Genomic DNA, 17,002 nt, shown 5'->3' with positions numbered 1-17,002 from the left:
CCCCCCACCAACCCTCGCGAGTCCCCCGTTCAGAACCCGCGAGTCCCGCGTTCAGAACCCGCGAGTCTCCCGTTCAGAACCTGCGAGTCCCCGGTTCCGGACCCGGGAGTCTCCGTTCCGGATGGACGCGAAACAGGAACTCTTCAGTCCCGAACGGGGAACTCGCGGGTTCCGAAGCGGGGACTCGCGGGGTCCGAAACGGGGACTCGCGGGGTTGGGTGGGGGTTTGCGGGGGTTACTCATGGACTAGGAGATTTTATGGCCGAGTCGGGTGCTCGTACGGTTCTGCTTGCCGCGCCGCGGTCGTTCTGCGCGGGTGTGGAGCGGGCCATCGAGATCGTCGAGCACGCGCTCGCGCAGCGCGGGCGGCCCGTGTACGTGCGCAAGCAGATCGTCCACAACGCGCACGTGGTGGCCGACCTCGAGCGGCGGGGCGCGGTGTTCGTCGACGAGCTGACACAGGTGCCGCCCGGTGCGACCGTCGTGTTCTCCGCGCACGGCGTCTCCCCGGCCGTGCGCGGCGAGGCCGCGCGGACGCACCTGCGCGTCATCGACGCCACGTGCCCGCTGGTCACCAAGGTCCACGCCGAGGCGCGCCGGTTCGCCGCCCGCGGTGACACCGTGCTGCTCGTCGGGCACGCGGGCCACGAGGAGGTCGAGGGCACGCTCGGCGAGGCACCCGACGACACCGTCCTCGTCGAGGACGTCGAGCAGGCGTGGACGGTCACCGTGCCCGACCCGGAACGGGTCTCCTACCTGACGCAGACCACCCTCGCGGTCGACGAGACCGAGGAGATCCTCGGCGTGCTGCGGTCCCGCTTCCCGTTCCTCAAGGGCCCGGCGTCCGACGACATCTGCTACGCGACCACCAACCGCCAGCACGCACTGTCCGCCGTGGCCGAGCAGGCCGACCTCGTGCTGGTGATCGGCTCGGCGAACTCGTCGAACTCCGTGCGGCTGGTCGAGCTCGCCCGCCGCGGCGGCACACCGGCGCACCTCATCGACGACGCCGGCGACATCAGACCGGAGTGGCTCGACGGCGTCACCACGGTCGGCGTCACCGCGGGCGCCTCGGCACCACCGGAGCTGGTCGACGAGGTGGTCGCCGCCCTCGGCCCGGTCCACGTGCTGGAGCACCGGACGGCGACCGAGGACATCCGGTTCACACTCCCGCCCTCGGTGCGCCCGTCATGACCGACCTCGCCACCCTTCGCGGGATGCCGTCGGCCGCCCTGCCGGAGCTGGCCGCCGAGCTGCGTGCGGTGCTCGTCGACAAGGTCGGCCGGACCGGCGGGCACCTCGGGCCCAACCTCGGCGCGGTCGAGCTGACCATCGCGCTGCACCGCGTGTTCCGCTCGCCCGCCGACGCGATCCTGTTCGACACCGGCCACCAGGCCTACGTCCACAAGCTGCTGACCGGCCGCGGGTTCGACGACCTGCGGCAGGCAGGCGGGATCTCCGGCTACCCGTCCCGCACCGAGTCCCCGCACGACGTCATCGAGAACTCGCACGCCTCCACCGCACTGTCCTATGCGGACGGTCTGGCGAAGTCGTTCGCCATCCAGGGCACCTTCGACCGGCGCGTGGTCGCGGTCGTCGGCGACGGCGCGCTCACCGGCGGCATGGCGTGGGAGGCGCTCAACAACCTCGGCGGGGCGCCCGCGCGGCCGGTCGTCGTGGTGCTCAACGACAACGGCCGCTCCTACGCGCCGACCGTCGGCGGCATCGCGGAACACCTCGCCGCGCTGCGGGCGGGCCGGAGCAACGCGAACCTGTTCACCGCACTGGGTCTGGCCTACCTCGGCCCGGTCGACGGGCACGACGTCGTCGCGCTGGAGGAGGCGTTCCGGGCCGCGGCCGCGCTGGGGCGGCCGGTGGTCGTGCACTGCCGCACCGAGAAGGGGAAGGGACACCCACCCGCCGAAGCGGACGAGGCCGACCGCATGCACGCGGTGAGCGCGGCGGCTTCGGCGGGTGGGCGGTCCTGGACGTCGGTGTTCGCCGACAGCATCGCGGCGATCGGCGAGGACCGGCCGGACGTGGTGTGCCTGACCGCGGCGATGGCGCTGCCCACGGGGCTCGGCAAGTTCGCCGCGCGGTTCCCGGCACGGACCTTCGACGTCGGCATCGCGGAGCAGCACGCGGTCACCTCGGCCGCCGGGCTCGCGATGGGCGGGCTGCACCCGGTGGTCGCCATCTACGCCACGTTCCTGTCCCGCGCGTTCGACCAGGTGCTGATGGACGTGGCACTGCACCGGCTCGGCGTCACGTTCGTGCTCGACCGGGCCGGGGTGACCGGGCCGGACGGCGCGAGCCACCACGGCATGTGGGACGCGTCGGTGCTGCCGGTCGTGCCGGGCCTGCGCATGGCGGCGCCCCGGGACCCGGCGACCCTGCGGGAGCTGCTGCGTGCCGCGGTGTCGGTTCCGGACGCGCCGACCGTCCTGCGGTACCCGAAGGCGTCGGCGGGGCCGGACATCCCCGCAGTGCGCAGGGCTGACGGCTACGACGTGCTGCGGGAGGAGCAAGGGGCGCCCGTGCTGCTGGTCGCGGTCGGCCCGCTGGCGGGCGCGTGCCTCGCGGCGGCCGACGAGCTGGCCGGCCACGACGTGCCGGTCACCGTCGTCGATCCACAGTGGACGATGCCACTGCATCCCGGGCTGCTGCGGCTCGCCGCCGGGTATCCGCTGGTGCTCGCGGTCGAGGACACCACGGCCACCGGTGCGCTCGGCGCCCGCCTCGCGCAGGCACTCGCCGCGACCGGGGAACGCAACCGGGTCGTGACGTTCGCGCTGCCGAACAGGTTCCTGCCGCACGCGTCCCGCGCCGAGCTCCTGCGTGCGCACGGCCTGGACGCGAACGGCATCGCCGCGACCGTCCTCAAACGACTCGCACGGATGAAGGCGGTGGCGTGATGACAGCGGTGGACCTCGGTGTGCCGGCGGTCGGCACCAGGCGGCGGCGGTCCCGGCAGGTGCGGGTCGGCTCGGTGCCGGTCGGTGGCGACGCGCCGGTTTCCGTGCAGTCCATGACGACCACGGTGACCGCGAACGTCGACGCGACGCTCCGGCAGATCGCGGAGCTGACCGCGGCCGGCTGCCAGATCGTGCGGGTCGCGGTGCCCTCGCAGGACGACGCGGACGCACTCGCCGCCATCACGGGGAAGTCGCCGATCCCGGTGGTCGCCGACATCCACTTCCAGCCGAGGTACGTGTTCGCCGCGATCGAAGCCGGCTGCGCTGCCGTGCGCGTGAACCCCGGCAACATCAGGAAGTTCGACGACCAGGTCGCCGGGATCGCCCGCGCGGCAGGCGATGCGGGCGTGCCGATCCGCATCGGGGTCAACGCGGGCTCGCTCGACGCGCGGCTGCTGTCCAGGTACGGCAAGGCGACCCCCGAGGCGCTGGTGGAGTCCGCGCTGTGGGAGTGCTCGCTGTTCGAGGAGCACGGGTTCACCGACCTGAAGCTGTCGGTGAAACACCACGACCCGGTGGTGATGATCGCCGCGTACCGGCTACTCGCCGCGCGCTGCGAGTACCCGCTGCACCTCGGCGTCACCGAGGCGGGCCCCCAGTTCCAGGGCACGATCAAGTCGGCGGTTGCGTTCGGGGTCCTGCTCGCCGACGGCATCGGGGACACGATCCGCGTCTCGCTCTCCGCACCACCGGTGGAGGAGGTGAAGGTCGGACTGTCCATTCTGGAATCACTGGGTCTTCGGCCGAGGCGGCTGGAGATCGTCTCGTGCCCGTCGTGCGGGCGGGCGCAGGTGGACGTGTACCGGCTCGCGGAGCAGGTGAGCGCCGCGTTCGACGGGTTCGGGACACCGCTGCGGGTGGCGGTGATGGGGTGCGTCGTGAACGGGCCCGGTGAGGCACGGGAGGCGGACCTCGGGGTGTCGTCGGGGAACGGCAAGGGGCAGATCTTCGTACGCGGTCAGGTGGTCCGGACGGTGCCGGAGAACCAGATCGTCGAAGCGCTGCTCGACGAGGCGATGAAACGGGACTGGACATGAACATCTATGTCATCGGGCTGTTATGGGTCGTGGGGGTCGCGCTGGTCGCGGGTGCGTTCGCCTACGTGGTGCGGCGGGTCGGTGAGACACAGGGCGTCGTCGACAACAACGAGGCAGCGGGCCAGGTGTTCACGCTGGTCGGCGGGTTGCAGGCGGTGATGCTGGCGTTCGTGCTGATCTCCCTGTTCGACGCCACCTCCGCCGCGGAGGACGGTTCCTACCGGGAGGCGGACAGCCTCGTCGCGGCGGTGTGGGCCGCGCAGGAGCTGCCGGACAGCGAGGGGGTGGCCGCGCAGGCGCGGACGTACGCGCGGGAGGTGATCGACCGCGAGTGGCCGAAGATGAGCACGGGTGCGGAGATCGACGGCGACGGCTGGGCGGTGCTGGAGCGGCTGCGGGCCGAGGTGGCGGCCGCACCGACGACCGACGAATGGACGATCGACCGCAAGTCCGAGGCCAGCGACCAGCTGTGGACGGTCTACCAGCAGCGGCAGGAACGGCTCAACAACGCGGGCGGCGGCGTGAACTCGGTGGTGTGGTTCGCGCTGGTGGCCGGTGCGATCATGGCCGTGGCACTGCCGGTTCTCTTCGGTGGCCCCAAACCGGCGACGCACATCCTCATCGTGTCGATCCTCGCAGGCACCATGGCGTTGCTGCTGTTCGCGACGCAGCAGCTGCAGAACCCGTACGGCGGCGGCGCGCAGGTGAGCCCGGCCGCGTTCGAGACCGCACTGGACCGGTTGAGATGAACAGGTGCCTGCTGGGGGTGCACGTGTCGCTGCTGGTCACCGTGTCCGTGTGCCTGTTACCGGGCCGTCCGCCACCCCCGCCGCCATGGCACCCACCGGCACCACCGCCGACGGTCACGGCCACCACCACGGTCACCGCCCCACCACCGCCGACGATCACGGCGACCGTCACCGCGACCGCCCCGCCACCACCGGTGATCACGGGCACCGCGACCGCGCGACCGGCCCCGACCGCCGTGCCGCCACCTCCCCCACCTAGGACGACCGTCCCGGTTCCCACCACCACGACGATGGCGGCCGCGCCACCGCCGCCACCACCGCCCCAGGTTCCCCCGCCGGCGACGACGTCGCGGAAACCCCTGTACGTCCAGGACAAACCGGCAGCGGCACCCGTGCCGTCCGGCGGAAAGACGACGGAGGAGAAGCGCCGCTGGGGCCTGACCATGCTGTTGATCGTGATCGGTGCGGGCGCGGCGGCGGCCAGAGCGGCCCGCCACCGGTAGCCACTTTCGGCAGGTCGCGGAGTGGAGCGCGACCGTCAGTCGCGGGGCGGCGGACCGGCCGTGTGCAGCCAGTCGAGCACGACCGTGGCCGTCCACGACTGCTGCCGCGAGCCGAGCGGCTCACCGGTGAGGGGGTGGTAGTACTCGGCGAACGAGCCGTCCGCCGCGAGCCGCAGGCACTCCGACCGCAGGTGCGCCGCCTCCGCCTGCCAGCCGCGTTGCTCGAACGCCCACCCGAACAGCCACGCGATCACCGGCCACACCGGACCGCGCCAGTACTCGCGTGGCCGGAACCCGGTGTCCTCCGGCGACACCGACGGCGGGATCCGCGCGAACAGCGCAGGGTGGCCCGCCCACTCCGGGCCGGTCAGCGTGGCCAGCATCGCCTTCTCGGTGTCGGCGGGCAGACCACCGCACAGCAGTGGCGCGAACCCGGCGATCGTCCTGGTCGACAGCCAGCGGTCCCCACGCAGGTCGCGGTCCCGGGCCAGGCCGGTCAGCGGGTCGTGGGCCGCTGCCACGGCCGCGCGGGACCGGCGGGCCCAGCCACGCAGCTGCCGGACCCGCCACGGCGGCTGCCCGCTCTCCTCGCCGAGGTCCGCGAGCACCTCGCAGGCCAGCGCGAACAACGCGGTCACGAACACGTCGCCGACGAGGAAGCTCGACGTGCGCACCACGGCGTCCGCGTCGTAGCGGACCTTGCGCATCTCCTCGATCAGCCACAGGTACCGGTCGTACTCCGCGTCGCTCGGCCGTTCCGCGTCCTCGGCGACGAGCCCCCGGTCCAGCCGCACGTAGGCAGGCAGGTCCGGACCGGGAACGACCGCCGAGTACGGGATGTCCCAGCGCGGCGAGTTGTCCATGCCGGACTCCCAGCCGTGCACGATCGCGAGCATGCCGGTGCCGAGCGGGTCGCGGTGGCGGACCAGCCACTCGTGCCAGCGGTACAGCTTGGGCCACGCCGTCCTCAGCAGCCGGAACGCCACGTCCCGCTCCCCCTGCGAGCGGGCGATGTCCACGATGCGCCGCAACGCGATCGCGTGCACCGGGGGCTGGCAGATGCCGGACGTGCGCGGGGAGTCGGGCGCGTCGGTGTTGAGCTCCGCGGCACCCCAGCGTTCCGGGCCGGGGAAGTACCCCGTGCCCTCGGAGAACACGATGTGGGGGATCATGCCGTCGCGCCACTGGGCGCCCAGGAGCGTCTCCAGCTCGCGGGCCGCGCGCGCCACGTTGAGGTGGGCGAGGCCGATCGAGATGAACGCGGTGTCCCAGCTCCACATGTGCGGGTAGAGCCGGGGCGCCGCGGTGATCATCGTGCCGATGTCGTTGCCGGAGAGGGTCCATGCGGCACTCGCGGCCAACTGCACGGACCCGAGGTTGGGTCTCACCTGACCTCCCAGCAGGAGTGTGGATTCCGGAGGCGTGCAGACTTGTGTCTAAAAATTAGACAGAAGTAACACGTTATCAACGTAGGCTGGAGCCATGGGCGACGTCAACCGGGCAATCCCCCTCAGCGGCGCGGCATCGCCAGGGAATGTTGTCGCCGTGTTACGCGAGTCCGGTCCGCTCACCCGGCAGCAGCTCCAGGCCCTGCTCGGGCTGTCCCGGGCGACGCTGGTCGAACGGCTGGACACGCTCACACGGCTGCGCATGGTCCGTACCGCGGGCCACGACGCGTCCAGCGGTGGACGCAGGGCCGCACTGCTGACGGCGGACCGGACCAGCCGGGTCGCGGTCGTGGCGTGGCTCGGCGCGAGCCACGCCACGGTCGGCGTCGCCGACCTGGCAGGCACGGTGCTGACCGGGCACACGGAACGGCTGCCGCTCGGGCACACCCCCGCCGACGTGGTGCCGTGGCTCGTGGACACCGCCCGTGAGCAGCTGCACGAGACCGGCCGCGGCGCCGACCTGGCCGCCGTCGGTCTCGCAGTGCCCGGCCAGATCGACCAGCGGACCGGCGTCTCGATCACGCCGCCGACCATGGCCGCCTGGCGGGACGAGCCGCTGCGCGGCGGGCTCGCCGACGGTCTCGGGGTCGAGGTGCTGCTGGAGAACGACGCGAACGCGCTCGCGTACGGCGAGTACCTCGCGGCGGGCAGCCGCCAGACGACCGTGCTCGGCGTCGCCGTCGGCACGGGCATCGGCGCCGGCGTTGTGATCGGCGGGCGGCCCCACCGCGGCGCGACCGGCTGCGCGGGCGAGATCGGGCACATCCGCATCGAGGACCGCGACGAACGCTGCACCTGCGGCCGCCGCGGCTGCGTCGCCGCGCTGGCCAGCGGCAAGGCACTCATCCGGCAGCTGCGTGGCGACGGGGTCCGGTCCCTGCCGGACGTGATCCGCCGCGTCGAGTCCGGCGACCCGCACGCGGTCGCCCTCGCCACGGACGCGGGGCGTCTGGTCGGCACCGTGCTGGCGACGGTCGTGACGATCCTCAACCCGCACGTGGTCCGGGTCGGCGGCGAGATCGGCGCGCTGGCGCCGTTCCGGACGGGGCTCGCGGAGACGTTGACGCAGCAGGCGCACGAGGTCGCGGCCAACGGCATGGACGTCGGCCCTGCCGTGCTCGGCGAGCAGGCGCCGCTGGTGGGGATGGCGGGACTGGCGGCGGAGGCGGTCTTCGCGCCGGAGGCCATCGACCGTCTGGCGGCGCGGTCGTAGCTCGCCGGGTCGTTCCGGTCGGCCTCCAGAAATCTCGGAAGGGTGTGTCGAAAGGCGGTCATCCCGTCCGACGCGTCAGCGAGACACCGAGCCAGCCTCGCCGCATGGAAGAGAGAACAACGATGACGCTCGTGACCTGTGACATGTCCATGTCGCTCGACGGGTACGTGACCGGCCCGAACGACAGCCGCCAGAACCCGTTCGGCGACGGCGCGGACATGCTGCACGACTGGCTGTTCAAGGACCCGACCGACGACGACCGGGCCATCCTGCGGGAAGCGATGGCCAACACGGGGGCGGTCGTGATGGGCCGCAGGTCGTTCGACAAGAACGAGGGCGACGGCGGCTGGGGTGACGGCGGCCCGCTCGGCCCCGACTTCCCGGTCTTCGTGGTCACCCACGACGCGCCCACCGAGTCTCACCCGGACGTGTACCGGTTCGTCACCGACGGTGTGAAGAGCGCCATCGAGCAGGCCAAGGCCGCCGCGGATGGCAGGAATGTCGGCCTGCACGGTGCGACCGTCATGCAGCAGGGACTGCCGCTCGGGCTGGTCGACGAGATCTACGTGCACATCGTCCCGGTGCTGATCGGCGGTGGCACCCGGCTGTTCGAGACGCTCCCGGCGGGGATCCGGCTCGAACGGATCAGCGCCGTCGCGACACCGGAGGCGACGCACCTGCGTTACCGGGTGAAGCGCTGACGGCGGGCAACCCGGCCCGCTCCGGCGGTGCGTGGAAAACTCCTTCGGCGGACCGATGAGTTTCCCCGGCCGCTCCGGTCGGTACCGGTGAGGAGAGAGGACCCGGGCATGACCGTCGACACCGAACCGGACTTCCTGAGCCAGGCCGACCCGTACCGCAGGGAGCTGCTCGCGCACTGCTACCGGATGCTCGGCTCGGTGCACGACGCCGAGGACCTGGTGCAGGAGACCATGCTGCGCGCGTGGCGTGGCTACGAGAAGTTCGAGGGCCGCTCCAGCCTGCGGACCTGGCTGTACCGGATCGCCACCACACAGTGCCTGACCGCGCTGGAGAGCCGTGGCCGCCGCCCGCTGCCCACCGGCCTCGGCGGCCCGAGCGACACCGGCGGCAGGCCGCTCGAGAAGCGCGACGAGGTGCCGTGGCTCGAACCGATGCCGAGCGACGATGAGGACCCGGCGACCATCGTGACGTCGCGGGAGAGCATGCGCCTGGCGTTCGTCGCCGCGTTGCAGCACCTGCCTGCCAGGCAGCGGGCCGTGCTGATCCTGCGTGACGTCCTCGCGTGGCGTGCCGCGGAGGTCGCCGACCTGCTCGACACCACGACCGCCGCCGTGAACTCCGCGTTGCAGCGTGCCCGCGCGCAGCTCGACGAGGTCGCGCCGACACCGGAGGACGTGGTCGAGCCCGCCACCGAGGACAAGCGACGGCTGCTCGCGCGGTACGTCGCCGCGTTCGAACGCAAGAACGTCGAGGAGATCGTGGCGCTGCTCGCCGAGGACGCGGTGTGGGAGATGCCGCCGTTCACGACCTGGTTCCAGGGCCCCGAGCAGGTGGCGCGGCACCTGAGCGGCCAGTGCCCCGGCGGGCCGGGCGATTTCCGGTTCGTCACCACCGAGGCGAACGGCGAGCCCGCGCTCGGCATGTACCTGCGGGCGGACGACGGGGTGTTCCGGCCGTTCACGCTGCAGACGTTCACCGTGCGGGACGGGCGGTACTCGCACGTGGTGTCGTTCTTCGACCACCGGTTGTTCGACACGTTCGGCCTGCCGGAAACACTGTGACCGCCTCCCGGCTCGACGGGGCGGGCCTGCTGGCGCGTGCGGTCGACTACGCGCTCGGCAGCCTCGACACGGTGTCCGGCGACCTCGGCCGACCGACACCGTGCGCGGGCTGGGACCTGCGCGCTCTGCTCGACCACCTCAACGACTCGCTGCTCGCACTGCACGAGGCCGCCACGCTCGGCCAGGTGTTCCCCGACGTCGACGACTACCCGGTGGCCGACCCGGTCGCCGTGCTGCGGGACCGGGCGACGCGGCTGGCCGGGGTGTGGGCACCGCCCTCGCCACGCAGGGAGGTCGCGCTCGGGGACCTGTCGCTGAGGACCGCGATCGTCACCACGACCGGCGCGCTGGAGGTCGCGGTGCACGGCTGGGACGTGGCGGTGGCGTGCGGCGCGGCCAGGACCATCCCGGCCGGCCTGGCGTCCGACATGCTGGCCGTCGCACCGGCGCTGGTGGCGACCGCCGACCGGCCGGAACGCTTCGCAGCACCCGTCGTGCCACCTTCGTGGGCAGCGCCAGGCGACCGTCTGATCGCGTTCCTCGGCAGACAACCTCAGTGGCCCCACCACTAAACCGACGCCACCCCAGCACCCCAACCCGCGAGTCCCCGATTCAGAACCCGCGAGTCCCCCGTTCGGAACCCGCGAGTCCCCGGTTCAGGACCCGCGAGTCCCCCGTTCGGAACCCGCGAGTCCCCGGTTCAGGACCGGTGAGTCCCCGGTTCAAGACCGGTGAGGTTCCCGGTTCAAGACGCGACCCGAATCGCCAACTTGGTCCCGAACGGCCAACTCAGCGGTCGCGAACGGGGGACTCACCGGTCCTGAACGCGGGACTCGCGGGTTCTGAATCGGGGACTCGCGGGGTTCGGTGGTTTGTTTGTGCTGTCTGTTTGGTTGCTGGTGCTGCCTAATGTAGGTGGGTACCACTACGGCTGGCCGGAGGTCCTGCATGTCCTACGACGTGACCGCGGTGCGGGCACACTTTCCCGCGCTCGGCTCCGCTGACGCGCCGGGGGCCGCCCACTTCGACGGGCCGGGCGGCTCGCAGACACCGGTTCAGGTGGCCGACGCGGTCGCGGACGTGCTGCGGTCCGCGGTCGCGAACAAGGGCACGGTGACCGCCGCCGAGCGCAGGGCCACCGCGATCGTCGACGCCGCCCGCGCCGCCGGTGCCGACCTCGTCGGCGGCGACCCGGCGGGCATCGTGTTCGGCCGCAGCATGACCCAGCTGACCTACGACTTCGCCCGGACGCTCGCGAAGACGTGGGGTCCCGGCGACGAGGTGGTGGTGACCCGGCTCGACCACGACGCGAACGTCCGCCCGTGGGTCCAGGCCGCGACGGCGGCGGGCGCGACGGTGCGCTGGGCGGAGTTCGACCCGGCCACCGGCGTCCTGACCACCGACGACGTGGCGCGGGTCCTGTCCGCGCGCACCAGGCTGGTGGCGGTGACGGCCGCGTCCAACCTGCTCGGCAGCCGCCCCGACGTGCCGACGATCGCCGCGACCGCACACGACGCGGGCGCGCTGGTGTACGTCGACGGCGTGCACTACACCCCGCACGCGTTCGTCGACGTGGCGGCGCTGGGCGCGGACTTCTACGCGTGCTCGCCGTACAAGTTCCTCGGCCCGCACCTCGGCATGCTGGCGGCGGCGCCCGCGCTGCTGGAGGAACTGCGCCCGGACAAGCTCCTGCCGTCGAGCGACATGGTCCCCGAACGCTTCGAGTTCGGCACACTGCCCTACGAGGCGCTGGCGGGCACCACGGCCGCGATCGACTTCCTGGCCGGTCTCGTCCCCGCACCGGGCTCCCGCCGCGACCGCCTCGCCGTGTCACTGGAGGCACTCGAGCACCACGAGCAGGTCCTGCTGTCCCAACTGGACAGCGGCCTCGCGGAGCTGACCGGCGTCGAACGCCTCGGCGACCCGGCCCGGCACCGCACCCCGACCACACTGTTCACGGTGGCTGGCGTCGCCCCTGCCGAGGTGTACCGCGCGCTGGCCGAACGCGGCGTGAACGCACCGGCAGGCACGTTCTACGCCTACGAGTGCGCGAAAGTCCTTGGTATCGAACAGGAGGGCGCCGTCCGCGCCGGTATCGCCCCGTACACGAACAAGTCCGATGTGGACCGGCTGCTGGACGGGGTGGCGGCACTGCGCCGGTGACAGGACAATCCGCAGCGCCGGGACGTGTCGTCACCGGCGCCGCGGGCATGGTGCGCTACTTGTCCTGGTTGGACCTTTCCCGCACCTCATGCACGTCCGCTTCGGCCCTTGCTCGTTCCGCGGCTGCCTCTTTGTCCGCCACTTCGCGTTGCGCCCCGGCCTTGTCCTGCTGGGCCTGACCTTCGCGGACCTTGGAGTCATCCCCCGTGATGGCGCCGGCCGCTTCCTTGAACCTGCCCTTGATGTCCTCGACGACGCCCTTGGCGCCCTCGGACGGGCCACTCCTGTCCGGCATGGCTTCGCTCCTCCCGACTGGAGTTTCCGGTACGCAACCCGGTTACCCCTGTGGGTGACCACAAAACCTGGATCCGTTTCGCACCGGCGGCCGAGCCGGGGTGAGCTCACTCCACTGGTTCGGCGGCGCCCGCGATGGCACGGAGCCTGCCGATCAGCTCCACCGTCTCGACCCCGCACAGCTCCGCCATGCGTTCCAGCGCGGAGATGTCCAGGCTCACGTCCACGGGCCCGTGTGTGCCGTTGAGCTCGGCGAGCCTGCCCTTCGCCCACCGGCGCAGCGGCAGCAGTTCCGGCTGCGTGTCCTGTGCGACCTTGCGCAGGTCCACCCGGATGCGGCCGACCGGGGAGTCGCTGAACACCCGCTGGTGCACGCGGGCCATCAGCTCGTGGGGCACCTCGTCGAGCGCGAGGCAGATCTCCACGAGCCGCACGACGGAACACTGTCTTGTGCCGAGTTCGTAGGTGGCGAGGGTCTGGAGGGAGATGTCGCTCTGCAGCCGCCGGTTCAGATCTCTCCGCGTCCACCCGCGCTGCTTGCGCAGACGGCGCAGCTCGTCGCCGAGTATCCGCTGGTAGGTCGCTGTGTCCAGCTGCACGATCGCCCCTCTCTCAGTGGCACCCCGGCCCCGACCGGCCTGCCGACATATGAGGAAGCGACCAACCCGCGACTGATTACGCGGATTTCCGGTATTTGCTTTTGTAAGTAACCCAAGTGGGTGAACCGCCAGCGCCGTTCAGTCCATCTCGACTGGTTCAGTTGACGCAATCGGTGTTGGCGGGCGGCGTCGGCTGGGCACGTGCCGGGCCACCGCCGGACAGGTCCACCAGCCGCTTGCCGGACAGACCGTCGCCCTCCCCTGCCGCACTGTCCGAACCGGACGCGCCCGGCCCGTCGTAGTCGGCTCCCAGGAGGACGGTCACGCTGCCCGCCGGCAGGTTGGCGTCCACCTCCACCTGCACGTTTCCGCCCAGCGCGGTCGCCACGCGGTCACCGGCCTCCTGCTCGCCGGTGGCGTGGCGAACCACAGTGGAATCCCGGTTGTCGGCGTTGCCGACCTCGCCCTTGGTGAAGCCGTCGGCGGCCAGCTCGTCCGCCACGGAACCGGCGAGACCACTTCGGTCCGTCGCGTTACGCACGTTGACGGTCGTCTTCGAGTTGTCGACCGAGCTGTCGTCGCCGCCCTCGGCGCCGCCGGCCTGGTCGCCCTGCTCGCCGACCAAGCCGCTGACGTACGCCCTGACCTCGTCTGGGTCGACCTCGACCGCGGAGCCGTCGCTTTCGGTCCTCAGGTCGATCGAGCCGTGCGGGATGGTCTCGAACGCGATGTTGCCGCCGGTGATGCCCACCATCTGCTGGGCGAACTGCATGATGTCCCAGTTCTTGTCCAGCACGACCGACTTCTGGATCGCCGCCTGCAGCTTGTCCAGCGTTTCCGACCCCGGCGTCAGCATGTCCCCGGAGAACACCTTCTTCGCCATTCCGGACATGAACACCTGCTGGCGCCGGATGCGGTCCAGGTCGCCGTTGGGCAGGCCGTGGCGCTGCCGGACGAACGCGAGCGCCTGCACACCGGCGAGCGTCTGCGGGCCCGCCGGGAAGCGGGCGCCGGAGTACTCGTCGTCGACGGCCTCGTTGAGACACACGTCGATGCCGCCGATGGCGTTGGTGATGTCGTAGAAGCCGAGCAGGTTGACCTCGGCGTAGTGGTCGATGCCCGCGCCGGTCAGCTCCTGGACGGTCTCGATGAGCTTCTTCGCGCCCTCCTGGTTGGACTCCACCTGCAGCTGGGCCTCGTCGGTCATCCCCTCCTCCTTCAGCCGGGCCATGGCGTCGTTCTTGGCCCGCGCGTAGGCGGAGTTGATCTTGTGTTGGCCGTAGCCCGGGATGTCGACGTAGGAGTCGCGCGGCATGGACACGCCGATCGCGGGACCGCCGTCGTTGGGGATCCGGATCATGATCAGGGTGTCGGTGTTCTGCTCGCCGTCGGCGACACCCGCGCTCAGCATCGCGAGCTGCTCGTCCGACAGCGGGTTGCCCTGCGCGTCGGTGCGGCTGTCCATGCCGACCATCAGGATGTCGATCGCGCCGTCGGCGGGCTTCTCGAGGGCGGGGGTGTCGATGACGTCCCTGGTGGTCAGGCCGTCGGTGAACTGGTCGAGCCGGTTCGAGTAGTAGCCGGTGCCGACCAGGATCAGCACCGACAGGAACGCGACGGCGGTCTTGGCGCCGGTCAGCGCGGGGCGGGACCTCTTGCGGGGCCGGGGGCGCGGCGCGGGCTCCGGTCTCGGCTGCCAGCGTGCGTCCGAGGTGCGGGACGCGGGCCGGGCTCGCTCGTCGTCGCGGCGGGCGCGGGCGGGGACGCGTTCGGTCGGGGGCTCGCGCCGGTCCCGGTCGCCACCGGTGCGGCCGCCGACGACCCGGCCCGAGTTCGCGGGCGGAGGCGTGCGCCTGCCGGCACGTGGCGTCGGCTGCTGCCCGCCACGTCCAGGCACCGGTCCCTCCGACCTCCGGTTGTTCACCCCGGCCCCCTCCTGCTCCCGCGACACCCGCTCTCCCTGGACTAAGACGTACCCCGGTACCGCGAGGTTGTCCCGTAGGGTGGCATACCTTGCGCACGGTGATCGCACCGAGCGGCGATTTCGTGTCGTCTCAGCGTCCCGCGGGGACCGGTCTCGGCGCAGCGGTGCGGGTGAGCGCGGGCATGCACGCCACGGCTACGGCCAGGGCACCGATCATCGTCACGCTGTGTACCACGGTGCCGGGCCCGCTCACGGTCGTCAGCATCGGCGGCACACACGCGATGGCCGTCACGAGCCACGGGCCGGGCCGCAGGCTGGTGTGCAGGTGGACACAGTGCACCAGGTACCAGCCCAGGAGCAGGTGGATCAGGTTCGCCATCGGGTCGACGGGCAGGCCGAGCACGTCGGCCGTCGCGCTCCACCCCGACAACCCGGCGACCGCGAAGCCGACGACGCCGAGCGCGCCGTACGCGACCCCGAGGATCGCCGCGAGCGTGCACTGCCAGCCCCGGCGTGGCGGCGGACCGGTCGCCGGCTCGGCTGGCGCGGGCGGGCGGCGCTCGAACCACAGGAAGGCGAGCAGGGTCGGCATCGCGATCAGCCCGACCGCGAAGATCATGCGCGGCTGGGTGAGCCAGCCGACGCCCGCCGCCCTGCTCGCCACCCCGATCAGGCCTTCGAGCACGAGCATCGCGCACAGGTACACCAGGTACACGGTCATGGGCGCCGCCCGCACCACCGCGGCCGCCCTGGCGGGTGCGCTGGTCGAGAGGGCCCGCAGGCCGCGTTCGCGGGGCAACGCCACCAGCGCGGTCTGCACGATGCCGATGAGCAGCACGCCGGCGACCGACGGCGCGAAGGCCGCGTACCCGCTGGGCTCGGCGAGCTGGAGCTTGGGCTGCGCGCCGAACACGGTGAGCAGGACGAGCCCGGTGAACGCCGCCCCGGCGACCGCCAGCAGCACCGCCCGCGGGATCCGCCACAGCGTCCCGTCGGCGTAGTGGAAGGCCAGCTGGGCGAACAGCAGCGCGACCAGCACGCCACCGGCGTGTGCGGCGACCGAGCCGCCGACGAAGCCGAGCCCGGCGACCCCTGACAGCAGGGCCAGCGGCGTGAGCAGCGGGAACCGCCGGTGCAGCCGGTGCATGAGCGGCGTGACGGCGACGACGAGCAGGTACAGGCCGAGCAGCCACAGCGGCTGGACGACGAGGCGGCCGAACGCGGCGGTCGCGCTCTCCGGCACCCGCAGCAGCTCCAGCGACAGCGGGATCACCAGCCAGGCGATCACGAACGCGAGTACCGGCCGGATCAGCCAGCCGACCCGGCTCGCGACGTAGGTGACGTAGTGCCCCTCCATGGCCCGCCACGCGAGCAGGTTCGAGTGGCCGCCCGCGAGGAAGAACAGCGGCACGAGCTGCAGCAGCCACGTCAACGGCCAGGTCCAGGCCGGTTCGGAGTCGTCGCGCATGGTGAACGCCAGCAGCGACTCACCGAGGACGATGCCCGTCAGGCTGACGATGCGCAGGAGGCTCATGCTGTGCGCCTGAGCCTGCTCGGTCTCATTCAGCACCGGCCGGTGCGCGGTGGGCCTGCCCCTCGGCGCGCCCTTGCGTGCGATGGCCGGCGCACGCACCGCGATCAGTAGCATGATCACGATCATCGCGATCGACCACACGCCGACCGGCTCGTTGCGCGGCGGGCCCCAGCGCTGGTGCCAGGAGTTGACGACCAGGCCGACGGTGTAGATCGAGGCGACGACCTCGCAGGCCTCCGGCGAGCCGCGCGGGTTGTGGCGGCACTGCGCGTGCATGTCGGCGGAGAGGCGGTCGTCGAGCCGCTCCCGCAGTCCGGGCGAGAGCGGCTGCCCCTTGGCCTCCGCGTAGCGCAGGAGGTCGTAGCCGAGGTCGTGCGCCTTGCAGCCCACGCTGTAGTCCCACGTCGTCGCCCCCCACGGCGACGAGCACCCCCCGTCGGGGTGGACGGCACGCGTCGTGCCGTCCGGCGCCGTCATGTGCACCGGTTCGCGCCCGCTGACCTCCTGGAAGTCCGCAGGCAGCGCGGCGATCGGGTCCCGGCCCGACTCCGGGTCGAGCTGGTCCTCGATCACCCGCTCCGCCTTGGCGACGTCCCCTGTCGGCGGCTTGTACCGCGGCGGGTCCGGCCGGGAGGCGATCACCGCGAAGCCGGCCGCCGCCAGCACGATCGCCACCAGTGCGCTGAACCGGGGCAACCCTCCTGGTTTCCCCATGGACCCGAAGGCTACTAGCCGAGATCACCTCGCCCATCCGGATTGACCCTGATCTTTTACCCCCTACCCCGGTACTACACAGGGGC

The 17,002-nt window shown here is 71.9% G+C and carries 15 protein-coding genes; 10 read left to right on the top strand and 5 right to left on the bottom strand.

Annotation, left to right across the window (positions count from 1 at the left end; genetic code table 11):
* Positions 1 to 258: 258 nt before the first annotated feature.
* From ispH to ACFPCV_RS31460, 5 genes are read left to right on the top strand one after another with little or no spacing between them, the layout of a single operon-like run.
* The gene (gene ispH / locus ACFPCV_RS31480; protein WP_378060217.1) at positions 259 to 1,194 is read left to right on the top strand and encodes a 4-hydroxy-3-methylbut-2-enyl diphosphate reductase; all 936 of its coding nucleotides are present in this window, start codon (positions 259 to 261) and stop codon (positions 1,192 to 1,194) included.
* A complete protein-coding gene (locus ACFPCV_RS31475; protein ID WP_378060216.1) occupies positions 1,191 to 2,915 on the top strand; it encodes a 1-deoxy-D-xylulose-5-phosphate synthase in 1,725 nt (574 codons plus the stop codon). Before ispH ends, ACFPCV_RS31475 begins: the two co-directional genes overlap by 4 nt.
* A complete protein-coding gene (gene ispG, locus ACFPCV_RS31470) occupies positions 2,915 to 4,012 on the top strand; it encodes a flavodoxin-dependent (E)-4-hydroxy-3-methylbut-2-enyl-diphosphate synthase (protein WP_378060215.1) in 1,098 nt (365 codons plus the stop codon). Before ACFPCV_RS31475 ends, ispG begins: the two co-directional genes overlap by 1 nt.
* Complete coding sequence (locus ACFPCV_RS31465; RefSeq protein ID WP_378060214.1) at positions 4,009 to 4,761, top strand: bestrophin-like domain; 753 nt, start codon at positions 4,009 to 4,011, stop codon at positions 4,759 to 4,761. Before ispG ends, ACFPCV_RS31465 begins: the two co-directional genes overlap by 4 nt.
* Entirely contained in the window at positions 4,758 to 5,264 is a 507-nt protein-coding gene (locus ACFPCV_RS31460) for a hypothetical protein (protein WP_378060212.1), read from the top strand. Before ACFPCV_RS31465 ends, ACFPCV_RS31460 begins: the two co-directional genes overlap by 4 nt.
* 35 nt (positions 5,265 to 5,299) lie before the next feature.
* Here ACFPCV_RS31460 and ggh read toward each other — a convergent pair whose 3' ends face one another.
* The gene (gene ggh, locus ACFPCV_RS31455) at positions 5,300 to 6,652 is read right to left on the bottom strand and encodes a glucosylglycerate hydrolase (protein WP_378060211.1); all 1,353 of its coding nucleotides are present in this window, start codon (positions 6,650 to 6,652) and stop codon (positions 5,300 to 5,302) included.
* A gap of 157 nt (positions 6,653 to 6,809) precedes the next feature.
* Between ggh and ACFPCV_RS31450 the strand changes: the two genes are divergently transcribed.
* The 5 genes from ACFPCV_RS31450 to ACFPCV_RS31430 all read left to right on the top strand — a co-directional run bounded on the left by ACFPCV_RS31450 (position 6,810) and on the right by ACFPCV_RS31430 (position 11,851).
* On the top strand, positions 6,810 to 7,925 hold the full coding sequence (locus ACFPCV_RS31450) for an ROK family protein (protein WP_378060209.1): 1,116 nt from the start codon (positions 6,810 to 6,812) through the stop codon (positions 7,923 to 7,925).
* 104 nt (positions 7,926 to 8,029) lie between these two features.
* Positions 8,030 to 8,626: a dihydrofolate reductase family protein gene (locus ACFPCV_RS31445; protein WP_378060208.1), complete on the top strand. Its 597-nt coding sequence runs from the start codon at positions 8,030 to 8,032 to the stop codon at positions 8,624 to 8,626.
* 108 nt (positions 8,627 to 8,734) lie between these two features.
* Entirely contained in the window at positions 8,735 to 9,688 is a 954-nt protein-coding gene (locus ACFPCV_RS31440) for a sigma-70 family RNA polymerase sigma factor (protein WP_378060206.1), read from the top strand.
* Positions 9,685 to 10,260, top strand: a complete 576-nt coding sequence (locus tag ACFPCV_RS31435) for a TIGR03086 family metal-binding protein (protein WP_378060205.1) — start codon at positions 9,685 to 9,687, stop codon at positions 10,258 to 10,260. Before ACFPCV_RS31440 ends, ACFPCV_RS31435 begins: the two co-directional genes overlap by 4 nt.
* A 376-nt stretch (positions 10,261 to 10,636) precedes the next feature.
* Positions 10,637 to 11,851, top strand: coding sequence for a cysteine desulfurase-like protein (locus ACFPCV_RS31430; protein WP_378060204.1), 1,215 nt, complete (start codon positions 10,637 to 10,639; stop codon positions 11,849 to 11,851).
* Positions 11,852 to 11,906: 55 nt separating this feature from the next.
* Here the strand turns inward: ACFPCV_RS31430 and mbp1 are convergent, their stop codons facing one another.
* The 4 genes from mbp1 to ACFPCV_RS31410 all read right to left on the bottom strand — a co-directional run bounded on the left by mbp1 (position 11,907) and on the right by ACFPCV_RS31410 (position 16,916).
* Positions 11,907 to 12,146 (bottom strand): microaggregate-binding protein 1, encoded by a 240-nt coding sequence (mbp1, locus tag ACFPCV_RS31425; RefSeq protein WP_378060202.1) that lies wholly within the window; start codon positions 12,144 to 12,146, stop codon positions 11,907 to 11,909.
* Between the two features lie 106 nt (positions 12,147 to 12,252).
* Positions 12,253 to 12,744 (bottom strand): helix-turn-helix domain-containing protein, encoded by a 492-nt coding sequence (locus tag ACFPCV_RS31420; RefSeq protein ID WP_378060201.1) that lies wholly within the window; start codon positions 12,742 to 12,744, stop codon positions 12,253 to 12,255.
* A 157-nt stretch (positions 12,745 to 12,901) separates the two neighbouring features.
* Positions 12,902 to 14,695: an LCP family protein gene (locus ACFPCV_RS31415; RefSeq protein WP_378060200.1), complete on the bottom strand. Its 1,794-nt coding sequence runs from the start codon at positions 14,693 to 14,695 to the stop codon at positions 12,902 to 12,904.
* 103 nt (positions 14,696 to 14,798) lie between these two features.
* Complete coding sequence (locus tag ACFPCV_RS31410) at positions 14,799 to 16,916, bottom strand: phospholipase A2 (RefSeq protein ID WP_378060198.1); 2,118 nt, start codon at positions 16,914 to 16,916, stop codon at positions 14,799 to 14,801.
* Between the last annotated feature and the right edge of the window lie 86 nt (positions 16,917 to 17,002).

The sequence above is a fragment of the Actinophytocola glycyrrhizae genome, assembly GCF_042653545.1.
In the GTDB taxonomy this organism is placed as follows: domain Bacteria; phylum Actinomycetota; class Actinomycetes; order Mycobacteriales; family Pseudonocardiaceae; genus Actinophytocola; species Actinophytocola glycyrrhizae.
Note: the sequence above shows the minus strand (reverse complement) of the source record. Positions and strands in the feature narration are given on the sequence as shown.